12 protein-coding genes are annotated in these 14,472 nt (G+C 63.7%); 6 read left to right on the top strand and 6 right to left on the bottom strand.

The features are described 5' to 3' along the window. The first annotated feature begins 19 nt into the window (after positions 1-19). The 4 genes from RWK90_RS11120 (at position 20) to RWK90_RS11105 (ending at position 4,434) form a co-directional block, all read left to right on the top strand. Positions 20-1,828, top strand: a complete 1,809-nt coding sequence (locus tag RWK90_RS11120) for an acyclic terpene utilization AtuA family protein (RefSeq protein ID WP_314037683.1) — start codon at positions 20-22, stop codon at positions 1,826-1,828. Then, a complete protein-coding gene (locus tag RWK90_RS11115; RefSeq protein ID WP_314037682.1) occupies positions 1,825-2,589 on the top strand; it encodes an enoyl-CoA hydratase-related protein in 765 nt (254 codons plus the stop codon). The genes RWK90_RS11120 and RWK90_RS11115 overlap by 4 nt, the downstream gene beginning before the upstream one ends. A 61-nt stretch (positions 2,590-2,650) precedes the next feature. Beyond that, positions 2,651-3,406, top strand: coding sequence for a GntR family transcriptional regulator (locus RWK90_RS11110; protein WP_314037681.1), 756 nt, complete (start codon positions 2,651-2,653; stop codon positions 3,404-3,406). Beyond that, positions 3,403-4,434: an NAD(P)-dependent alcohol dehydrogenase gene (locus RWK90_RS11105; RefSeq protein ID WP_314037680.1), complete on the top strand. Its 1,032-nt coding sequence runs from the start codon at positions 3,403-3,405 to the stop codon at positions 4,432-4,434. Before RWK90_RS11110 ends, RWK90_RS11105 begins: the two co-directional genes overlap by 4 nt. A gap of 498 nt (positions 4,435-4,932) precedes the next feature. On the opposite strand, the gene RWK90_RS11100 is transcribed toward RWK90_RS11105, so the two are convergent. The 5 genes from RWK90_RS11100 to RWK90_RS11080 form a co-directional block, all read right to left on the bottom strand. Beyond that, positions 4,933-5,661 (bottom strand): SDR family NAD(P)-dependent oxidoreductase, encoded by a 729-nt coding sequence (locus tag RWK90_RS11100; protein ID WP_314037679.1) that lies wholly within the window; start codon positions 5,659-5,661, stop codon positions 4,933-4,935. A gap of 145 nt (positions 5,662-5,806) precedes the next feature. Next, positions 5,807-6,928 carry an acyl-CoA dehydrogenase gene (locus RWK90_RS11095; RefSeq protein WP_314037678.1) on the bottom strand — a complete coding sequence of 374 codons (1,122 nt, stop codon included), beginning with the start codon at positions 6,926-6,928 and terminating at the stop codon, positions 5,807-5,809. Between the two features lie 21 nt (positions 6,929-6,949). Further along, positions 6,950-8,146 carry an acyl-CoA dehydrogenase family protein gene (locus RWK90_RS11090; protein WP_314037677.1) on the bottom strand — a complete coding sequence of 399 codons (1,197 nt, stop codon included), beginning with the start codon at positions 8,144-8,146 and terminating at the stop codon, positions 6,950-6,952. Next, positions 8,143-9,033: an enoyl-CoA hydratase gene (locus RWK90_RS11085; RefSeq protein ID WP_314037676.1), complete on the bottom strand. Its 891-nt coding sequence runs from the start codon at positions 9,031-9,033 to the stop codon at positions 8,143-8,145. The genes RWK90_RS11090 and RWK90_RS11085 overlap by 4 nt, the downstream gene beginning before the upstream one ends. Positions 9,034-9,351: 318 nt before the next feature. Then, positions 9,352-10,008 carry a TetR/AcrR family transcriptional regulator gene (locus RWK90_RS11080; RefSeq protein WP_314037675.1) on the bottom strand — a complete coding sequence of 219 codons (657 nt, stop codon included), beginning with the start codon at positions 10,006-10,008 and terminating at the stop codon, positions 9,352-9,354. A gap of 143 nt (positions 10,009-10,151) precedes the next feature. On the opposite strand from RWK90_RS11080, the gene RWK90_RS11075 reads away from it, so the two are divergent. Both RWK90_RS11075 and RWK90_RS11070 read left to right on the top strand, forming a co-directional pair. Beyond that, the gene (locus tag RWK90_RS11075) at positions 10,152-10,445 is read left to right on the top strand and encodes an antibiotic biosynthesis monooxygenase family protein (RefSeq protein ID WP_314037674.1); all 294 of its coding nucleotides are present in this window, start codon (positions 10,152-10,154) and stop codon (positions 10,443-10,445) included. Between the two features lie 409 nt (positions 10,446-10,854). Continuing rightward, positions 10,855-12,975: an acetate--CoA ligase family protein gene (locus RWK90_RS11070; RefSeq protein ID WP_314037673.1), complete on the top strand. Its 2,121-nt coding sequence runs from the start codon at positions 10,855-10,857 to the stop codon at positions 12,973-12,975. Between the two features lie 190 nt (positions 12,976-13,165). Here the strand turns inward: RWK90_RS11070 and RWK90_RS11065 are convergent, their stop codons facing one another. After that, on the bottom strand, positions 13,166-14,335 hold the full coding sequence (locus tag RWK90_RS11065; protein WP_314037672.1) for an iron-containing alcohol dehydrogenase family protein: 1,170 nt from the start codon (positions 14,333-14,335) through the stop codon (positions 13,166-13,168). Between the last annotated feature and the right edge of the window lie 137 nt (positions 14,336-14,472).

Here is a 14,472-nt window from a genome sequence, read left to right as displayed (position 1 = left end):
GACAAACGGAGGATGACAGATGCTCAAAACAGACACGAGTACGTTGCGGGTTGGCCAATTTTCGGCATATTACGGCGACCGCGCCGAGACTTTTCGGGAGTTGCTCGACAGTGACGTCGATATTCTGACCGGCGATTACCTTGCGGAACTCACAATGCTGGTGCTCCATAAGAACAGGAGCCGCGGTGGTAACGGATATGCCGAGGGGTTCGTGCGCCAGATCCGTCCCTTCCTGGCTGAGATCGCAGAGAAGGGCGTGAAGGTCATCACCAACGCCGGGGGCCTGGATCCGGTCGGTTGCGCGGAGGCAATCCGCTCGGCTGCAGCCGAGTTCGGTGTGAAGCTCACGGTTGCTGCGATTGACGGCGATGACGTGATCGACAAGATTCCGGACCTTTTGGCGCACGGTGAAGAACTCCGCAACCTTGATACCGGCGAGGTTCCGGATCTGGATGCTCAGCCCATCCTGACCGCGAACGCCTACCTGGGGGCATGGCCGATCGTGGCAGCGCTGGAATCCGGAGCGGATATCGTCATCACCCCCCGTGTGACCGACGCGTCGTTGATCATGGCTCCCGCGGCCTGGCATTTCGGTTGGAATGCTAATGACTTCGATTACCTTGCCGGGGCGCTATGGGCGGGCCACGCAATCGAGTGTGGCGGACAGGTCACGGGTGGAAACTATTCGTTCTTCACGGAGCACGAGGACTTGGGGCTGCCGGGTATGCCCATCGCCGAGATCGCCGCAGACGGCTCGTGCGTCATCACCAAGGCGACGGGGACCGGAGGCGTCGTCACCGTAGACACCGTTCGCGCTCAGATGATGTACGAGGTCGGCGGGCCGGAGTACCACAACCCGGACGTCGTGGCCCGGCTCGACACTGTGCAGGTCGAGCAGGCCGGGCCGGATGCGGTGAGGATCTACGGTGCGACAGGGACGCAGCCATCCGATGCGACCAAGCTGTCACTCACCTACGAGGGCGGATGGAAGAACAGCGCGATCATCGGCATGACCGGGCGGCACATGCAGGAGAAGCTGGCGTGGCTCAAGCGGCAGATCCGGCGCGCGGTGGGGGACGAGAGCAGCTTCGACCGCTTCCGCTACACGGTGGTGGGTCCGGAGTCAGTGTCAGACGGCAACCTCGAGCAATCAACTGCGTTGGTATTTGTCAGCGTCCTCGATCGCGACCCGGCCAAGGTCGGCCGTCGCAACTTTGCCGACCCGATCGTTCAGCTGGGAACCAACAACGAGCCGGGGCTGTTCTTCGCGGTTCCCCCTCAGCGGGAGAAGCTGGCCGGTGTGCAGTGGCCATGTCTGGTTCCGAAGTCTGTGCTGCACCCGCGGGTGCTCATCTCGGGTCTGGACCCGATCGAAGTGGAGTGGACGGCCGCAACTGGCGGCGCGCGCGCCGATGGAGCCGCCCTCAGTTCCACGGACGCCGATATCGCGGACCGCGACTGGTCCCAGAAGACGGTCAACGTCGCATTCGGCGACGTCTACGGCACCCGCTCCGGCGACAAGGCCGGTCTGGCTAACCTCGGTGTGTGGGCGCGGACGACGGAGCAGTTCGAGTGGTTGGTCAACTACCTCACGGTGGACGAGCTGACGTCCCTGCTACAGGAGCTCGAAGGTCTACGGGTGGTGCGCCACGTATACCCGAACCTCCAGGCGATGAACTTCGTCGTGTACGGGTACCTCGAAGATGGTGTGGGCGCGTGTACCCGGCTAGACAACCAGGCAAAGGGCCTCGGCGAATACCTCGGATCCAGAATCGTCGAAATCCCATCGGAGATTGTAGGAGCTATCGAGAACGGGGGCGCGCGATGAGCGAGCCAGTCATCTATGAGGTCCGTGACCGGGTGGCTTGGATCACCATCAACCGGCCCGAGCAGCGTAACGCGATGAACCTCGCTGTTCGGTCGGGGTTGTTCGAATCGTTCAAGAAGGCCGAAGAGGACGAACGCGTCCGGGTCATCGTGTTGACCGGCGCCGGCGACCGAGCATTCTCAGCCGGCGGCGATCTCAAGGAGATGAGTGGAAACTCCCTCGGCGTCCCGGCCGCCGATTTTGCTCCACGGCTTCGCAGGAATATCCATGTGACCAAGCCGACTATTGCGGCGGTGAATGGATTCGCTTACGCCGGGGGCTTTCTACTCGCTCAGATGTGCGACCTTTGCGTAGCGTCCGAGTCAGCGTCTTTCGCGATCACGGAAGCGAAGTGGAGTCGAGGCGCTCCGTGGTCCATCCCTGCGTTCCGTCAGCTTCCCCAACGGATCATGCTCGAGCTCCTGTTAACCGCCCAGCCGATAGGGGCCGCGCGAATGCACGAACTCGGGTTCGTGAACCGTCTGGCACCAGCGGATCAGCTGGTCGAGGCGACTACCGAGCTGGCGGGAGTTCTCGTCGAGAACGCGCCACTGACTATCAAGGGTCATATCCAGATGGCGTATCTGGGTCAGGAAATGGGTGTCACGGCCGCAGAGGAAGCCGCGGACGCGATATTTGTTCCGATTTACTCCAGCGAAGATGCCAAGGAGGGGCCCCGGGCTTTTGCAGAGAAGCGGAAGCCCGAGTGGCGCGGCCGATAAGTGTACTACGCTAATCGGGACTGGGCAGTCCTAATCCTGGTCCGAGCAGAGAAGGAACGGCATGGCCTCGAAAACGTCCAGTAACCGTGATTCGATCGCTACCGAGCTCTACCGCCTCATCCGGGCCGGTGAATTGGTTCCGGGCGAGCGGTTGGACCAGGTGGATCTGTGTCGTCGATTCGGAGTGAGCCGCACGCCCCTGAGAGAGGCTCTCCACTCGCTCACCACCGAAGGGGTGTTGCGGCACACGCCGAATCAGGGGTGGTACATATCCAGGCTGGAGCGTTCCGAGTTAGAGGAGTTGTACGCGATCCGTACCTACCTCGACTCGATGCTGCTCAAAACCGTGGAGTGGCCAGATGAAGAAGAGTTCGGGCGTCTAGTCGAAGCTCATAGAAAGTCAGTGTGCGCATCAGAGAAGCACGACATAGAGGGAATGAACGAGGGGAACGAGGAGTTCAGATTCACCCTCTACTCGTGGTCGCCGTTAAAGGCCTTCTACCGCGAGGCTTCCCGGTTATGGCGGGTGTCGATGCCGTACCGCTCGGTGTTGTTGTCCAAGCCGGAATATGTGCGGGAGATAATTGAGAGCCATGCCGCTATGGTCGACTGTGTTCGAGCGCAGGACCGTGTCGGTCTTCTGACTATTACGGATGCCGCCCGTGTACGCACTCGAGATCTCCTGACGGCGGCGTTACGAGATGATCTCACCGAAGCTCACAGAAGTTTGCCGCAGCGGTTTACGGAGTTGTCGATGAATGAGTGGGCTGTTGCTACCGGTACGAAATCGGAGATCGAGATTTCGTGGCTACCATGAGAGCGTTCCAGCTCGGACCGGACGGGCAGGCGTCACTCCGCGAGGTCGCCGTTCCCTCCGCGCGGGGCAAGGCGGTCCTGCTTCGTGTTGAAGCAGCCGGGCTTTGTCACTCCGATATCCACCTGATCGAGACTGGGTTCAGCAGGCCGGATCATAGGCCTTTCACTCTGGGGCATGAGATCGCCGGGAGAGTCGAATCGTGCGGCGACGACGTGAAAGGACTAGCGGTGGGAGATCGGGTGGCGGTCTATGCCCCACTGGGGTGCGGTAAGTGTGCCACCTGTGATAGCGGCTCGGCCAACTATTGTCCGATGGTAGTAGCCGGTGACTCTCTTGCTCTGGGTATCGGAGCCGACGGCGGGATGGCGGAGTTTGTTCTGGTTCCGGATTTTCGCCACCTGGTTCCGATCGGTGACATGAGCGCGGTTGCTGCTGCACCTCTGACCGATGCTGGGCTGACTCCGTTCCATGCGATATCGCGGAGCTCTCGCCTCAAGGCCGGCGGGGCGGTGACGGTGGTGATCGGGGTGGGTGGTCTCGGACACCTGGCGGTACAGGTTTTGACTGCTACTTCAGACGCGAATGTCATTGCAGTGGATCTCAGGCAGGAGGCTCTGGATCTGGCCGTGAGGGGTGGAGCCAGTGAGGCTGTACCGGCTGGGCCCGGTTTGGAGAAGGAGTTGACGAGACTCCTCGGTCGTCGACGATGCGATGTGGTTCTCGACTTCGTCGGCGCTCCCGAAACTATGGCATTGGCGCTTGCCGTGCTCGCCCCCGGCGGTGAGCTCTCCGTGGTAGGTAGCGCAGGAGGAAGCCTGGTTATGGCAAAGTCGCCTGGGCAGACGAAGGGTGTCCAGGTGACGTTCCCCTTTTGGGGAACGCTGCCCGAGTTGAACTCCGTGGTGTCTCTCGCCAAATCGGGATCTCTTCATGTGGAAACAGAGGTTTTGCCTCTTGATGCTGTATCAGAGGCGGTCATGCGGTTGAAAGATGGCTCAGTGACGGGGCGGATCGTCCTAGTGCCATAACCAGGCAGTCGATCCGGGCGTGTCTCAGATGGTGGGGGCCAGTGTAGGCCCGGGTCAGATGACCTCGCCGAGGGACATCATCGCCACGGATTCGAGTGCAGGGCGGTTCACGAACAACGGAACCGGACATCGCCCAGCAGATGTGCGGGGGCAAGCGGTGTTGTGGAGATAGATTCGAGAGATGACAGCGTCCGTCTTTCACCAATTCCCGCCTCTGCCGGGATCAGGTGGCCCTTCCGGACTCGGAAGGACCGAGTTGGGAGCGCGGTAGCGCTGCGGAGGTTACCGAGCGCGAGTGGCTGATGGCGGCCGCGCATGAGCCCTCGGGCTGCAAGCGTCGTTCGAAGGGTGCTGTCCGCGCAGCTGAGGGGGTGCTGCGTGCGAGCCTGGGGTCGACTGGGTCGACTCCAGGCTCGCTTGCTGCGAGCGGCTCTTGCGGGGATGTCAAGCGCCCAAGCGCAGTCGCTTCACGGGAATCGTGGGAGTGTGTATGGCTTCTCAGCGTGCAACATAACCCCCGTCTACGGTTACTACCGTTCCGGTGACGAACGAGGCCGCCGGCGAGGCGAGGAAGCCGACCACGGCTGCAACCTCCTGGGCCGTTCCGAGTCGGCCGAGAGGGTGGGCATCCATGAGTCTTTGGCGCGTTTCAGAATCCGGATCCCGGAGTAGCGGAGTGTCGATGTAGCCCGGTGCGACGGCGTTCACCCGAATGCCGGCCGGAGCGTAATCCAGAGCTGCGGCTTTCGTCAGGCCGATCAAGCCATGCTTCGACGAGATGTAAGGGCTCGAGCCGGCCGTCGCCACCAATCCCATGATGGAGCCGATGTTGATGATGCTCCCTCCAGACTTCATGGCGCCGAGCTCGGCGCGCATGCAATAGAACGCGCCGTCAAGGTTGACCGCCATGATCCTGCGCCAGCCCTCAGGGTCGATCTCGGCGGTGGGGGCCTTGCTGGGCATTCCGATCCCTGCGCAGTTCACGGCGATGTCGAGGTGGCCGTGGGCGCTGACGATCTCGGAAACCAACTTGTCCGCCTGGGCGGGATCTGACACGTCTACTGTCAGCCGTAGGGCGTCGGTGGGAGCGTCGAGTTCGGAGTTGTGCCGGATGTCGGCTAGGAAGACGACGGCCCCCATCGACGCTAGTTCTTCTGCGCAGGCGGCACCGATACCCGACCCGCTACCGGTAACTAGCGCAACCTTCCCGCTGAGATCTATGTCCACTGTCTTTCCTCCGATCAGGGTGAGGCCGACCGGAGCGGCCAGCCCGGAACTTTTTCGTAGATCCACTATGAGACCGCCACACAGAGCCGCCCTTTATGCGCGGTGCGCTCAGTGGCGTGCTCAAGAGCGACCTCTTCGAGGGGGGCTAGGCGCCAAGTTGGAGCAGCATTGCCTCACGGTGGTGTGTGGGTGTTCCGAGTAAGAGTTCGGTACTCTTCGCGCGCCGGAAGTAGAGGTGGGCTGAATGCTCCCAGGTGAAGCCGATACCGCCGAAAATCTGTACGCTCTCGGCCGCGATGCGGAAGAACGCCTCGGAGCAGAACGCCTTGGCCAGGTGGGCCATCATCGGAAAGTCGGGCGAGTGCGAGGCGGCGAGCTCGACCAGTTTCGTCTCGGCAGATTTCATACGCTCGAGGTCGAACACAAGGTCTGCGAGCTTGTGCTTGATGGCCTGGAAGCTGCCGATCGAGCGACCGAACTGGTACCTGTACTTCGCGTACTCGAGCGTCGAGCTGAGGATGTACTCAGCCGCGCCGACCTGCTCTGCACTCTGGGCCAGAAGCGCAAGGCGTAGTGCTCGCTCGAGAGGCTTCTCCGCAGCGCCCTCGGCGCCGAGGATCTGGGCAGGAGCGGAGTCGAACTCGATGTGAGCCTGCGGCCGGGTCAGATCCAGGGTCCTGAGTTCTGTGCGAGTCACGGACGGATCGATGCCGGGTACGGAGAAGACGGCTAGTCCGGCTTCAGTCCGAGCGGGAACCAAGACGACGTCTGCAGTTGGCCCATCGATGACAAACGACCGCTTGCCGGTGATCCGCCACGCGCCGTCATCGTTGCTCGCGTCGGCGGGAACGTCAGAGAGGTCCCAGGCACCTTCACCACCGCAGTAGGCGACGGTGGCCGTGGTGTCTCCTGATGCGATGTGTCGCAGCAGGTCATCTCGCTCGGCGGACGGGGGTAGCTGGAGGAGTAGCGTTGAGGCCAGCCCAACCGTTCCGAAATACGGGGTGGGAGCGAGAGCGCGTCCGAGTTCTTCGAGGACCACGACAATCTCTTCGATCCCACCGCCGGAGCCGCCCAGCTCCTCGTCGATGCCGAGGCCTGCCAGGCCCAGCTCGCCGCCGAAGGCGGTCCACAGGGCTCTGTCGTAGGTGTGCCCGTCCTCCGGAGGCGGTCCGGAATCCACGGTGGGGAACTTCCTCGCCAGGAAATCGGCGACCAACTCGCGCAGCTGGCTCAGATCTTCGTTCGGTGTATCGGGGATAAACATGTGCTCAGTCCTCCTGCCGTGTCACTTGACCGGCGGCGTGGTCGGGGATTGCGGAAGGGGCTCCCTGGGAAGGCCGAGTAGCCGTTCGGCAATGGTGTTCTTCTGTATCTCGGTAGTTCCCCCAGCAATCCCGGCCGACGGGAAGTGGAGGAGGGTCCGCGCGAGCTCGGCGCTGGTCTCGTCATCAGCGGCCCAGGCTTGGGTGTCGTTCCCACCGATCGCGATTCCCGCTTCGGCAACGAGTCGGGCAGCCTTGGCGGCGCCGACCTTTCCGATCGAACCCACCGGCCCCATCGACAGTCCGAATTCCGACGCAGTGCGCATCCGAGAGCCGAGTAGGTCCAACAGCTTCTGTTGAATGAAGACCTCACTCAGAAGCCCGCGAACCTCCCCCGAGTTCACGTTGCCACGAGCCTTGGCCAGCTCGAGAAGTCGGGGGAACGCCTCGAGGTCCATGCGGCGGCCTGTGGTGCCGGCGCTCAGCGCAAGACGCTCATGAGTGAGCATGCGCAGAAGGATGGGCCAGCCTTCTCCGGGGCTTCCCAGGATGCTGTCGCCGGCGAGGGAGACGTCGTTGAGGAACACCTCGTTGAAGGCGGCACGACCAGTCATCTCCCGGAGGGGGCGAATCTCGACGCCGGGTGCGGAGAGGTCAACGATCATCATGCTCACGCCCCTGCGGGCAGGCGCCGTCGGATCGGTCCGGACCAGGGCCAGGGCGTAGTGCGATTCGACCGCACTGGACGTCCACACCTTCTGGCCATTGACGATCCACCGATCGCCTTCGCGAACCGCGCGGGTCGACACGCTGGCCAGGTCCGAGCCCGCACCGGGTTCGGAGAGGAGCTGTGTCCAGCGTTCGTCGCCGCGGAGCATCCGCGGCAAGTGCCTGAGCTTTTGTTCCTCGGTCCCGAAGTCGGAAAGCGTCGCGCCGCAGATGCCGATGGTGACTGTCGTAGCGAGCATGGCCCAGTCGTACTGGGCCACTGCTTCGTTGTAGACCGTCTGGAAATCGCCGGGAAGACCCCGTCCCCCGTACTGCTCAGGCCAGGTGAGTGCGGTGAGGCCTTCGTCGTACATCTGCTGGGCGATCTCACGCTTCTCGGCCTCGTCGAGGACCCGAGAAGTGCGGCCGGCGAGGTTGGCCTCTAGCCACCTGGTGAGCCGATCTCGGTACTCCGAGGGGGTCTCCACAATCTCTGAACGGGTCGACGTCACGGCTTGTCCTTCTCTGCGATGCGTACCGGGGGCGCGTCCTTCCACGGGGCGGAGGGGTCCATGAAGACCTCCCCGCCGGATACCAGCCCCCAATGAGCGTGGTTCAACTCATGGAGGGTGAATGCGGCATTGAGGGCGTTGAAGAACCCCTGGTTGTCCTGCGTCTGGTTGACGGCTTCCTTGATCATGAGGGCGGCAGCGCTGGGCCTCGCGGCGATGCGGCGTGCGAATTCGATGGTGTCCTCTTCGAGCCGGCCCTCGGGGAAGACCTTGCTGACCATGCCGATGCGGTGGGCCTCGTCGGCGTCGATGGCGTCCCCGGTCAGGAGTAGCTCCTTGGCGCGGCGCGGCCCTAGTTCCCACGGGTGGGCGAAGTACTCGACGCCGCACATACCGAGGCGGGCACCAACGACATCGGCGAAGGAGGCGGTCGTGTCAGAGACGATGAGATCGCAGGCCCACATGAGCATGAGTCCGGCGGAATAGACGGGCCCCTGCACCGACGCGATGGTGATCTTGCGTAGATCTCGCCACCGCCGTGTGTTCTGGAAGTAGTGGTGCCATTCCTGCCTCCAGAATTTTTCTGCTCCGAGCTTGGTGCCGCCGTTGTTCCGGAACGATTCGAGCTGGTCCGGGCCTTCGGTTCGCTCACGACGTGCATCAGCCGAGCCCAGGTCGTGGCCCGCGGAGAAGGAGGGGCCGTTCGCGCGGAGGATCACGACCCTGACGTCGTCGTCGAGCTCGGCGATCTCGAACGCTCGGCCCAGCTCTTCCAGGAGACCTCGGTTCTGTGCATTTCGCTGGCGGGGGCGGTTCAACGAGATGATCGCGATGCTGTTGTCGTCGATCGTTTCGTACTCGATGTACGAATAGGCGGGGGTGTTCACATTGTTCCTCTCGGCTGAGTGGCTCACGACGTGGCTCAACTGCGGGAGTCGGGATATCGGGGCCGGTAGGGCCCTTGATGACCGGCTGTCAGCCGGGTCGACCGGGGGCCGAGCCTCTCGACGTCATCCACGATAGCGCATATACGTACGGACGCGGTTCGAAATGGCTTCGGAGCTGTCCGCGTCCCGGCGCGGTGGCGTGCGATGCCCTCCGTGCCGGGTGGGGTCCCGGCGGAGTATCCGATAACAATTGCAGCTCAGGCGCGGTGCGATGCCGGTTGGTGGTGTGGGCTGCGCGGGGCTCCCAACGGGGCTGTACTAGTTGGTGCCCGAGGTGATAATCCGGAGGAGTCGGTCGACATGGGCCGGGAAATCGGCGTGAAGCCGGTCGCGATGTGCGTCGTTCGCATAGGTCCAGTGCGCAGCGATCGCGCCCAGTAGTAGCTCTACGGCCGCGTGTGCATCGCGTACGTCGCTGATGTCGCCGTTTGAGACCGCGCGATGAGCGAGGTCTCTCGCCGAGTCCTGCCGCGGGTGCAGGAACTGCCGATTGAACACCGCTGCGAGGTCGGGGTCCTTCCGGCGATCCAGCTCCAGTTGGCGGACCAGCAGGGCCTGGCCCGGCGAGGAGTAGTACTGGAGGAATTGCAGAGCGTAATCCCGGAGGTCGGCTTCGAATGAGCCGCATGCTCTCGCTCGGGGCGTTCTCAGGGTTTCGCATGCCGAGACCAGGAGGTGAGCGGGGCTTTCCCATCGTCGGTAGATCGCCGGTTTGCCAACCCCGGCCTCCCGGGCCACCGCGTCGAAGGTGAAGCCGCGCCATCCCTCCCGCGCGTACAGGTCGATTGCCGCCTGGATCACCTTCGGTTCGATGTCGGGGCTGCGGCGACGCCCCCTCGGTCGAGCAGGCGTTGTGGCGGGCGGTTGGATTGAGTGGTCCGATCGCGTTCCGTCGAGCTCGGCGTCGCTGTTCATGTCTCGCTTCTTGTCGCCTTCTTATCCGTGACTTGCAGCCGTGCGCGTCGACGGGCGGCTGGGCACCTCATTTGATACTGAAACTGTACGCAATACTGCGATCTGTGGCACAGTCTCGCAGAACTTCAACGAAAGGATAAGGCGTGACTGTCATTGCATATGTCGACCTCGTCGTCGGTGCCGAGGCTGCCGAGGCGGCGCCCACCGTTCTGGCCGACTTCCTTGAGGGGACTCGGAGCTTCGAGGGGTGCGAGTCTGTTCAGGTCCTGGTGGGCGCTGAGGATGGCAACCGCTACCGCGTAGTCGCGACGTGGCGAGACGAGGCCTCGGAGCAGGTCTATCGGGAGTGGCGCCGGGGCCCCGGTCGGTCGGAGGAGTTCGTCGCGCTGTTCGCGGAACCACCGGTTCTATCCCGGTTCCAGCCGACCGATATCTGATTGTGGGGTGGTGGCCCGCCCGTCGTGGGGTCACCTGTCGGTGACGCCGAGGGGTCCCGCGGCGCGCTTCGGGCTGGCCGGCCCGGCTGTCGGCGGGCCAATGAAGGTGCCCGGTCGTCCGTGGCGGTCCTGCAGGGTGGGGGCGGCGTCGAGCCTTCCGCCGGGGCCGGCGGGCCTAGACATGCGGCGGGATCTAGTGCAGAGTTGCATTACGGACGGATTTCGACCGTAATGGAGAGGGTCGTCCCCCTCCCTGCAGCTTCACGACGCTCCGTTGCGTCAGAATGGATTTCAACGCCGTGGGTTACATCGAAGACATTGCGAATAGCGGGCTGGCCGACCTGTGCGGTCAGACCCCTTTCCCGGATCGTTGCGAGGTTGGCGCGGTCGAAGCGGCGGGAACGCTTCGATGAGCGCCGATACAGTCCGTGCCCTGCTCAATCCGACGTCCATCGCATTGGTCGGAGCCAGCGAGGATTCGATGTGGGCCACATCGTTCTTCAGCAACTTGACCAAATGGAATTATCCTGGCCGGTTGCACATGGTGAACCCGCGTCGGGACCAGGTGTACGGGCAGAAGGCGTATGCGTCAGTCGAGGCCATCCCGGAGCCGGTGGATCACGCACTGATCGTTGTGAGAGCCGCGCTGGTGCCAGCTGTCCTGGAGGATTGCGGTCGGGCAGGGGTGCGCGGTGCCACCATCGTTGCGTCCGGTTTCAACGAGGAGGGCGCGGAGGGGAGCAAGCTAGCGGACCAGGTGCTCACCGTCGCTCGCAGGTATGGAATCGAGGCGACGGGTCCCAACTGCTACGGGTTTGTCAACTTTGAAGCGTCGATAGTGCTGTCCCGGAACTATCTGGAGAGTATGCCGACCAAGCCGGGGCGTATCAGTATGGTGTTCCAGTCTGGTCAGCTCAACCAGTCGGCCTGCAGTTCCGCTGAGCAGCGGGATATCGGGCTGCGTTATTCGGTGTCGTCGGGCAATGAGCTGGTCACCGATGCAAACGACTACTTCGAGTTCTTCCTCGAGGACGAGGGCACGTCGGTCATCGGCGGAGCGTTGGAGCAGATTCCCGACCCCCGACGCTTCGAGCGGGTCGCACACAGGGCCCTGGAACTCGGCAAGCCGATCGTGCTCCTCAAGCTGGGTACGTCCGAAGCCGCCAGCAAGGTCGCGGCATCGCACACCGGGGCGGTTACCGGAGATGCTGCAGTGGTCGAGGCGTACCTGCGCGAGCTCGGGGTGATCGTGGTCTCCGACATCGATCGTCTGGTGGAGACGGCGGGGCTGCTCGATCGTCAGGGGTGGCCGGAGGGCGGTCGAACTGTCTTCGCCGGAACCTCCGGAGGAGCCGGGGAGTACTTCGCGGATCTCGCGGACGGCACGTCCATCGAGTTCACGGACTATCGCCCGGAGACCCGTACCGAGCTGGCGGAGATCATCCGCACCACTGAGGACCGTGTCCTCAATCCCCTCGACATGACCGCGACTGGTGGCGGAGAGTTGGTCGCAGTCACCTCCGCACTGACCAAACGGGACGACTTCGATGTATTGATCCTCATGGCGGAAGAGTTGCGCTCGGTCGATGTTCAAGGTGAACGTGCGGTCAAGGTGATCACGCACTTCAACTCTGTAGCCGACGACCTGCGGAAGCGCGGCGTCTACGCTCTGCTGGCCAGCCCCATCGACCGGACGGTGACCCCGCTCGGTCGGGAGGTCAGGGCGAAGCACCCGGTGACCTATCTTCACGGATCGGTGGGGGTGGAGGCGCTCCATCACGCCATCTCGTACGGGACCGATCGGCAGCAGAAGCTGGAGCGGGTCGCGGCGATCATCGAGTCGCGAGGCGTGTCAGTGACTCAGACGTCCGCTCGTGGGGGAGCGTGGTCGGAGGTCGAGTCGAAGGCCTTCCTCCGTGCCAACGGTATCGCCGTGACGCGAGATATCCAGGCTTCGTCTGAGGATGAGGCCCTCGCGGCGGCGAATGAACTGGGGTACCCGGTAGTTCTCAAGCTGGAGTCCCCGCATGTGGCTCACAAGTCGGAAATCGGCGGCGTCGTCGTCGGGATTCGCACCGGTGCGGAGCTCATCGAAGCGCGCCGGGGGATCCTGGCACGGGCTGCTGAGGCGTACCCCGGCCAGTCGTTCGACTCGGTCCTGGTGTGTGAGCAGATCACGGGCGCGACCGAGCTGATCGTGGGCGCTATCGTCGATCCCGATCTGGGCCCGGTCATCATGGTCGGCGCAGGCGGCATCTACGTCGAGGTGATGAAGGACGCGGCGCTGTCCTTGCCCCCGGTCGACCCGGAGATTGCCGAGCGAATGGTCCGTTCACTCAAGACGTGGCCGATCCTCGCGGGTGCCCGCGGGAAGAAGCCGGCGGATCTCGAGGCGCTGAAGAAGTTGCTCGTGGCCACGAGCGACATGGTGGTATCTCTCGGAGACCAGCTGTCGGAGCTCGACATCAACCCGGTCTTCGTCTCCCCTGATCGCGTCGTGGCCGGCGATGCGCTCATCGTCACCAAGTAGGAGCGCACGACGTAGGTAGCATCTCACCACCTATAGACCGCCGCTCGAGCGCTGTGGGGCGGGACCTCGCTGAGGGTCGTTGGCGCCTGAGGCGCCAACAACTTTCAGCGGGGCCTACGCGTTCCGGCGTGGATGCGCCCGTTGCCCACCAGGCGAGGGGGCTGGAGTGGAGGTCCCCGCGCTCTCCCGCTTACCAGGCAGCCCGCAGTACGTCGAGGGCATCAGCCTGGGTAATCGTCCGAGGGCTCGACGTGACCGCGAAGTCTGTCATGGCATCCCGCGCTGCGTCCCCGAGCGCCGATTCGGGGAGATGCAGATCTCGCAGCCTTCTCGGGAGACCGAGGCGGCAGAAGAATGAGTCCAGGCGTTGGCGAATGTCTCCGGTGGGACAGTTCAGCGAGCGCGCCAGCACGTCCTTGCGATCGTCGCTGACCGGGTCCAGGTAGTCGAGGACGTGGGGGAGGATCAGCGAGTCGATCACGCCGTTGCTCGCGCGGATTCGGTGGGCGAGGGTGTGGGAGATGGCGGCGGAGAGACCCGCGCCCGAGGTTTCGGCGGCGTCGCCGACGCTGGTCGCAGCCAGGGCCAAGTGAAGCACCTGCTCGGGTGTGCCTCCGCTCGACGGCACGTCAGGGAGGATGTCCAGCAGCGTTCCCAGGGCGTGGCCGAGTTGACTGTCGGTGAAGAAGGTCGCAGAGCGGGAGAGGATGCCCTCGACCGCCATGGCGATCGCATTCAGACTGGAGGAGACGGTGACTGATGTCGGTGCCGTTATCAGCAACCTCGGCTCCAGAACGATAGCCTGAGCCCTGGCAGCGGGATCATAGATGGCCAGCCTGGCGCCGCCCTCATCGGTGGTCAGCGCACAGCCGGCTGTGCTCACCGCGGTCGTGGGACTGGTCGGCAGGGCTATGACCGGCGTCTTGGGTGCCCTCAGCCGCGGGCTGACGAAAGTACCTTCCGGGCTGCGTCGAGTGCACAGGTCCTCGAGATTAGCTGTTCCGGATGCTTGCTTCTCGCCGTGGAGGATCGAGGCGGCGCGGGTGGTGACGAGGGCTGAACCTCCGCCCAGGGCGATCAAGGCATCTGGAGAGAACTCCTCGATCGCATCCACCGTAGCCTCCACGGCGGTAACCGGGCTCTGGGGAGTTGCGCCCGGAAAGAACTCCGTGATTCGCGTGGAGTTAGCGGTCGTTCGCGTCGCCGAGTGCACCAGGGTTCGTACGTCCCGGTTCTCGCCCAGCGTGCGACCGGTGATGACCATGACACGAGCGGCCTCGAGCCGGTCCAATTCTCGGCCGAGTCGGCTCAGCGACCCTCTGCCCCAGAAGACTCGCTGAGTGCGACGCACGTACCTCATCGACACAGCACGGTCCTCTCGGAGACGGATGAAGTTATGGACGAGACTAGTACGGAATGGTAATCGGTCGCCGTACTGTGCTCGCGTCGAGCAGTATCCGATTCCGACACTTCGGGACTCCCGCCCCTCGCCCCGGC

This window comes from Dietzia sp. CH92, from assembly GCF_032248695.1.
GTDB lineage: Bacteria > Actinomycetota > Actinomycetes > Mycobacteriales > Mycobacteriaceae > Dietzia.
This window is presented reverse-complemented; position numbering and strand designations above follow the sequence as displayed.

Excerpts from the sequence above, each read along its gene's own strand:
- RWK90_RS11120 (WP_314037683.1), top strand. The coding sequence starts at position 20 with ATGCTCAAAACAGACACGAGTACGTTGCGGGTTGGCCAATTTTCGGCA.
- RWK90_RS11115 (WP_314037682.1), top strand. The coding sequence starts at position 1,825 with ATGAGCGAGCCAGTCATCTATGAGGTCCGTGACCGGGTGGCTTGGATC.
- RWK90_RS11110 (WP_314037681.1), top strand. The coding sequence starts at position 2,651 with ATGGCCTCGAAAACGTCCAGTAACCGTGATTCGATCGCTACCGAGCTC.
- RWK90_RS11105 (WP_314037680.1), top strand. The coding sequence starts at position 3,403 with ATGAGAGCGTTCCAGCTCGGACCGGACGGGCAGGCGTCACTCCGCGAG.
- RWK90_RS11095 (WP_314037678.1), bottom strand. The coding sequence starts at position 6,928 with ATGTTTATCCCCGATACACCGAACGAAGATCTGAGCCAGCTGCGCGAG.
- RWK90_RS11080 (WP_314037675.1), bottom strand. The coding sequence starts at position 10,008 with ATGAACAGCGACGCCGAGCTCGACGGAACGCGATCGGACCACTCAATC.
- RWK90_RS11070 (WP_314037673.1), top strand. The coding sequence starts at position 10,855 with ATGAGCGCCGATACAGTCCGTGCCCTGCTCAATCCGACGTCCATCGCA.
- RWK90_RS11065 (WP_314037672.1), bottom strand. The coding sequence starts at position 14,335 with ATGAGGTACGTGCGTCGCACTCAGCGAGTCTTCTGGGGCAGAGGGTCG.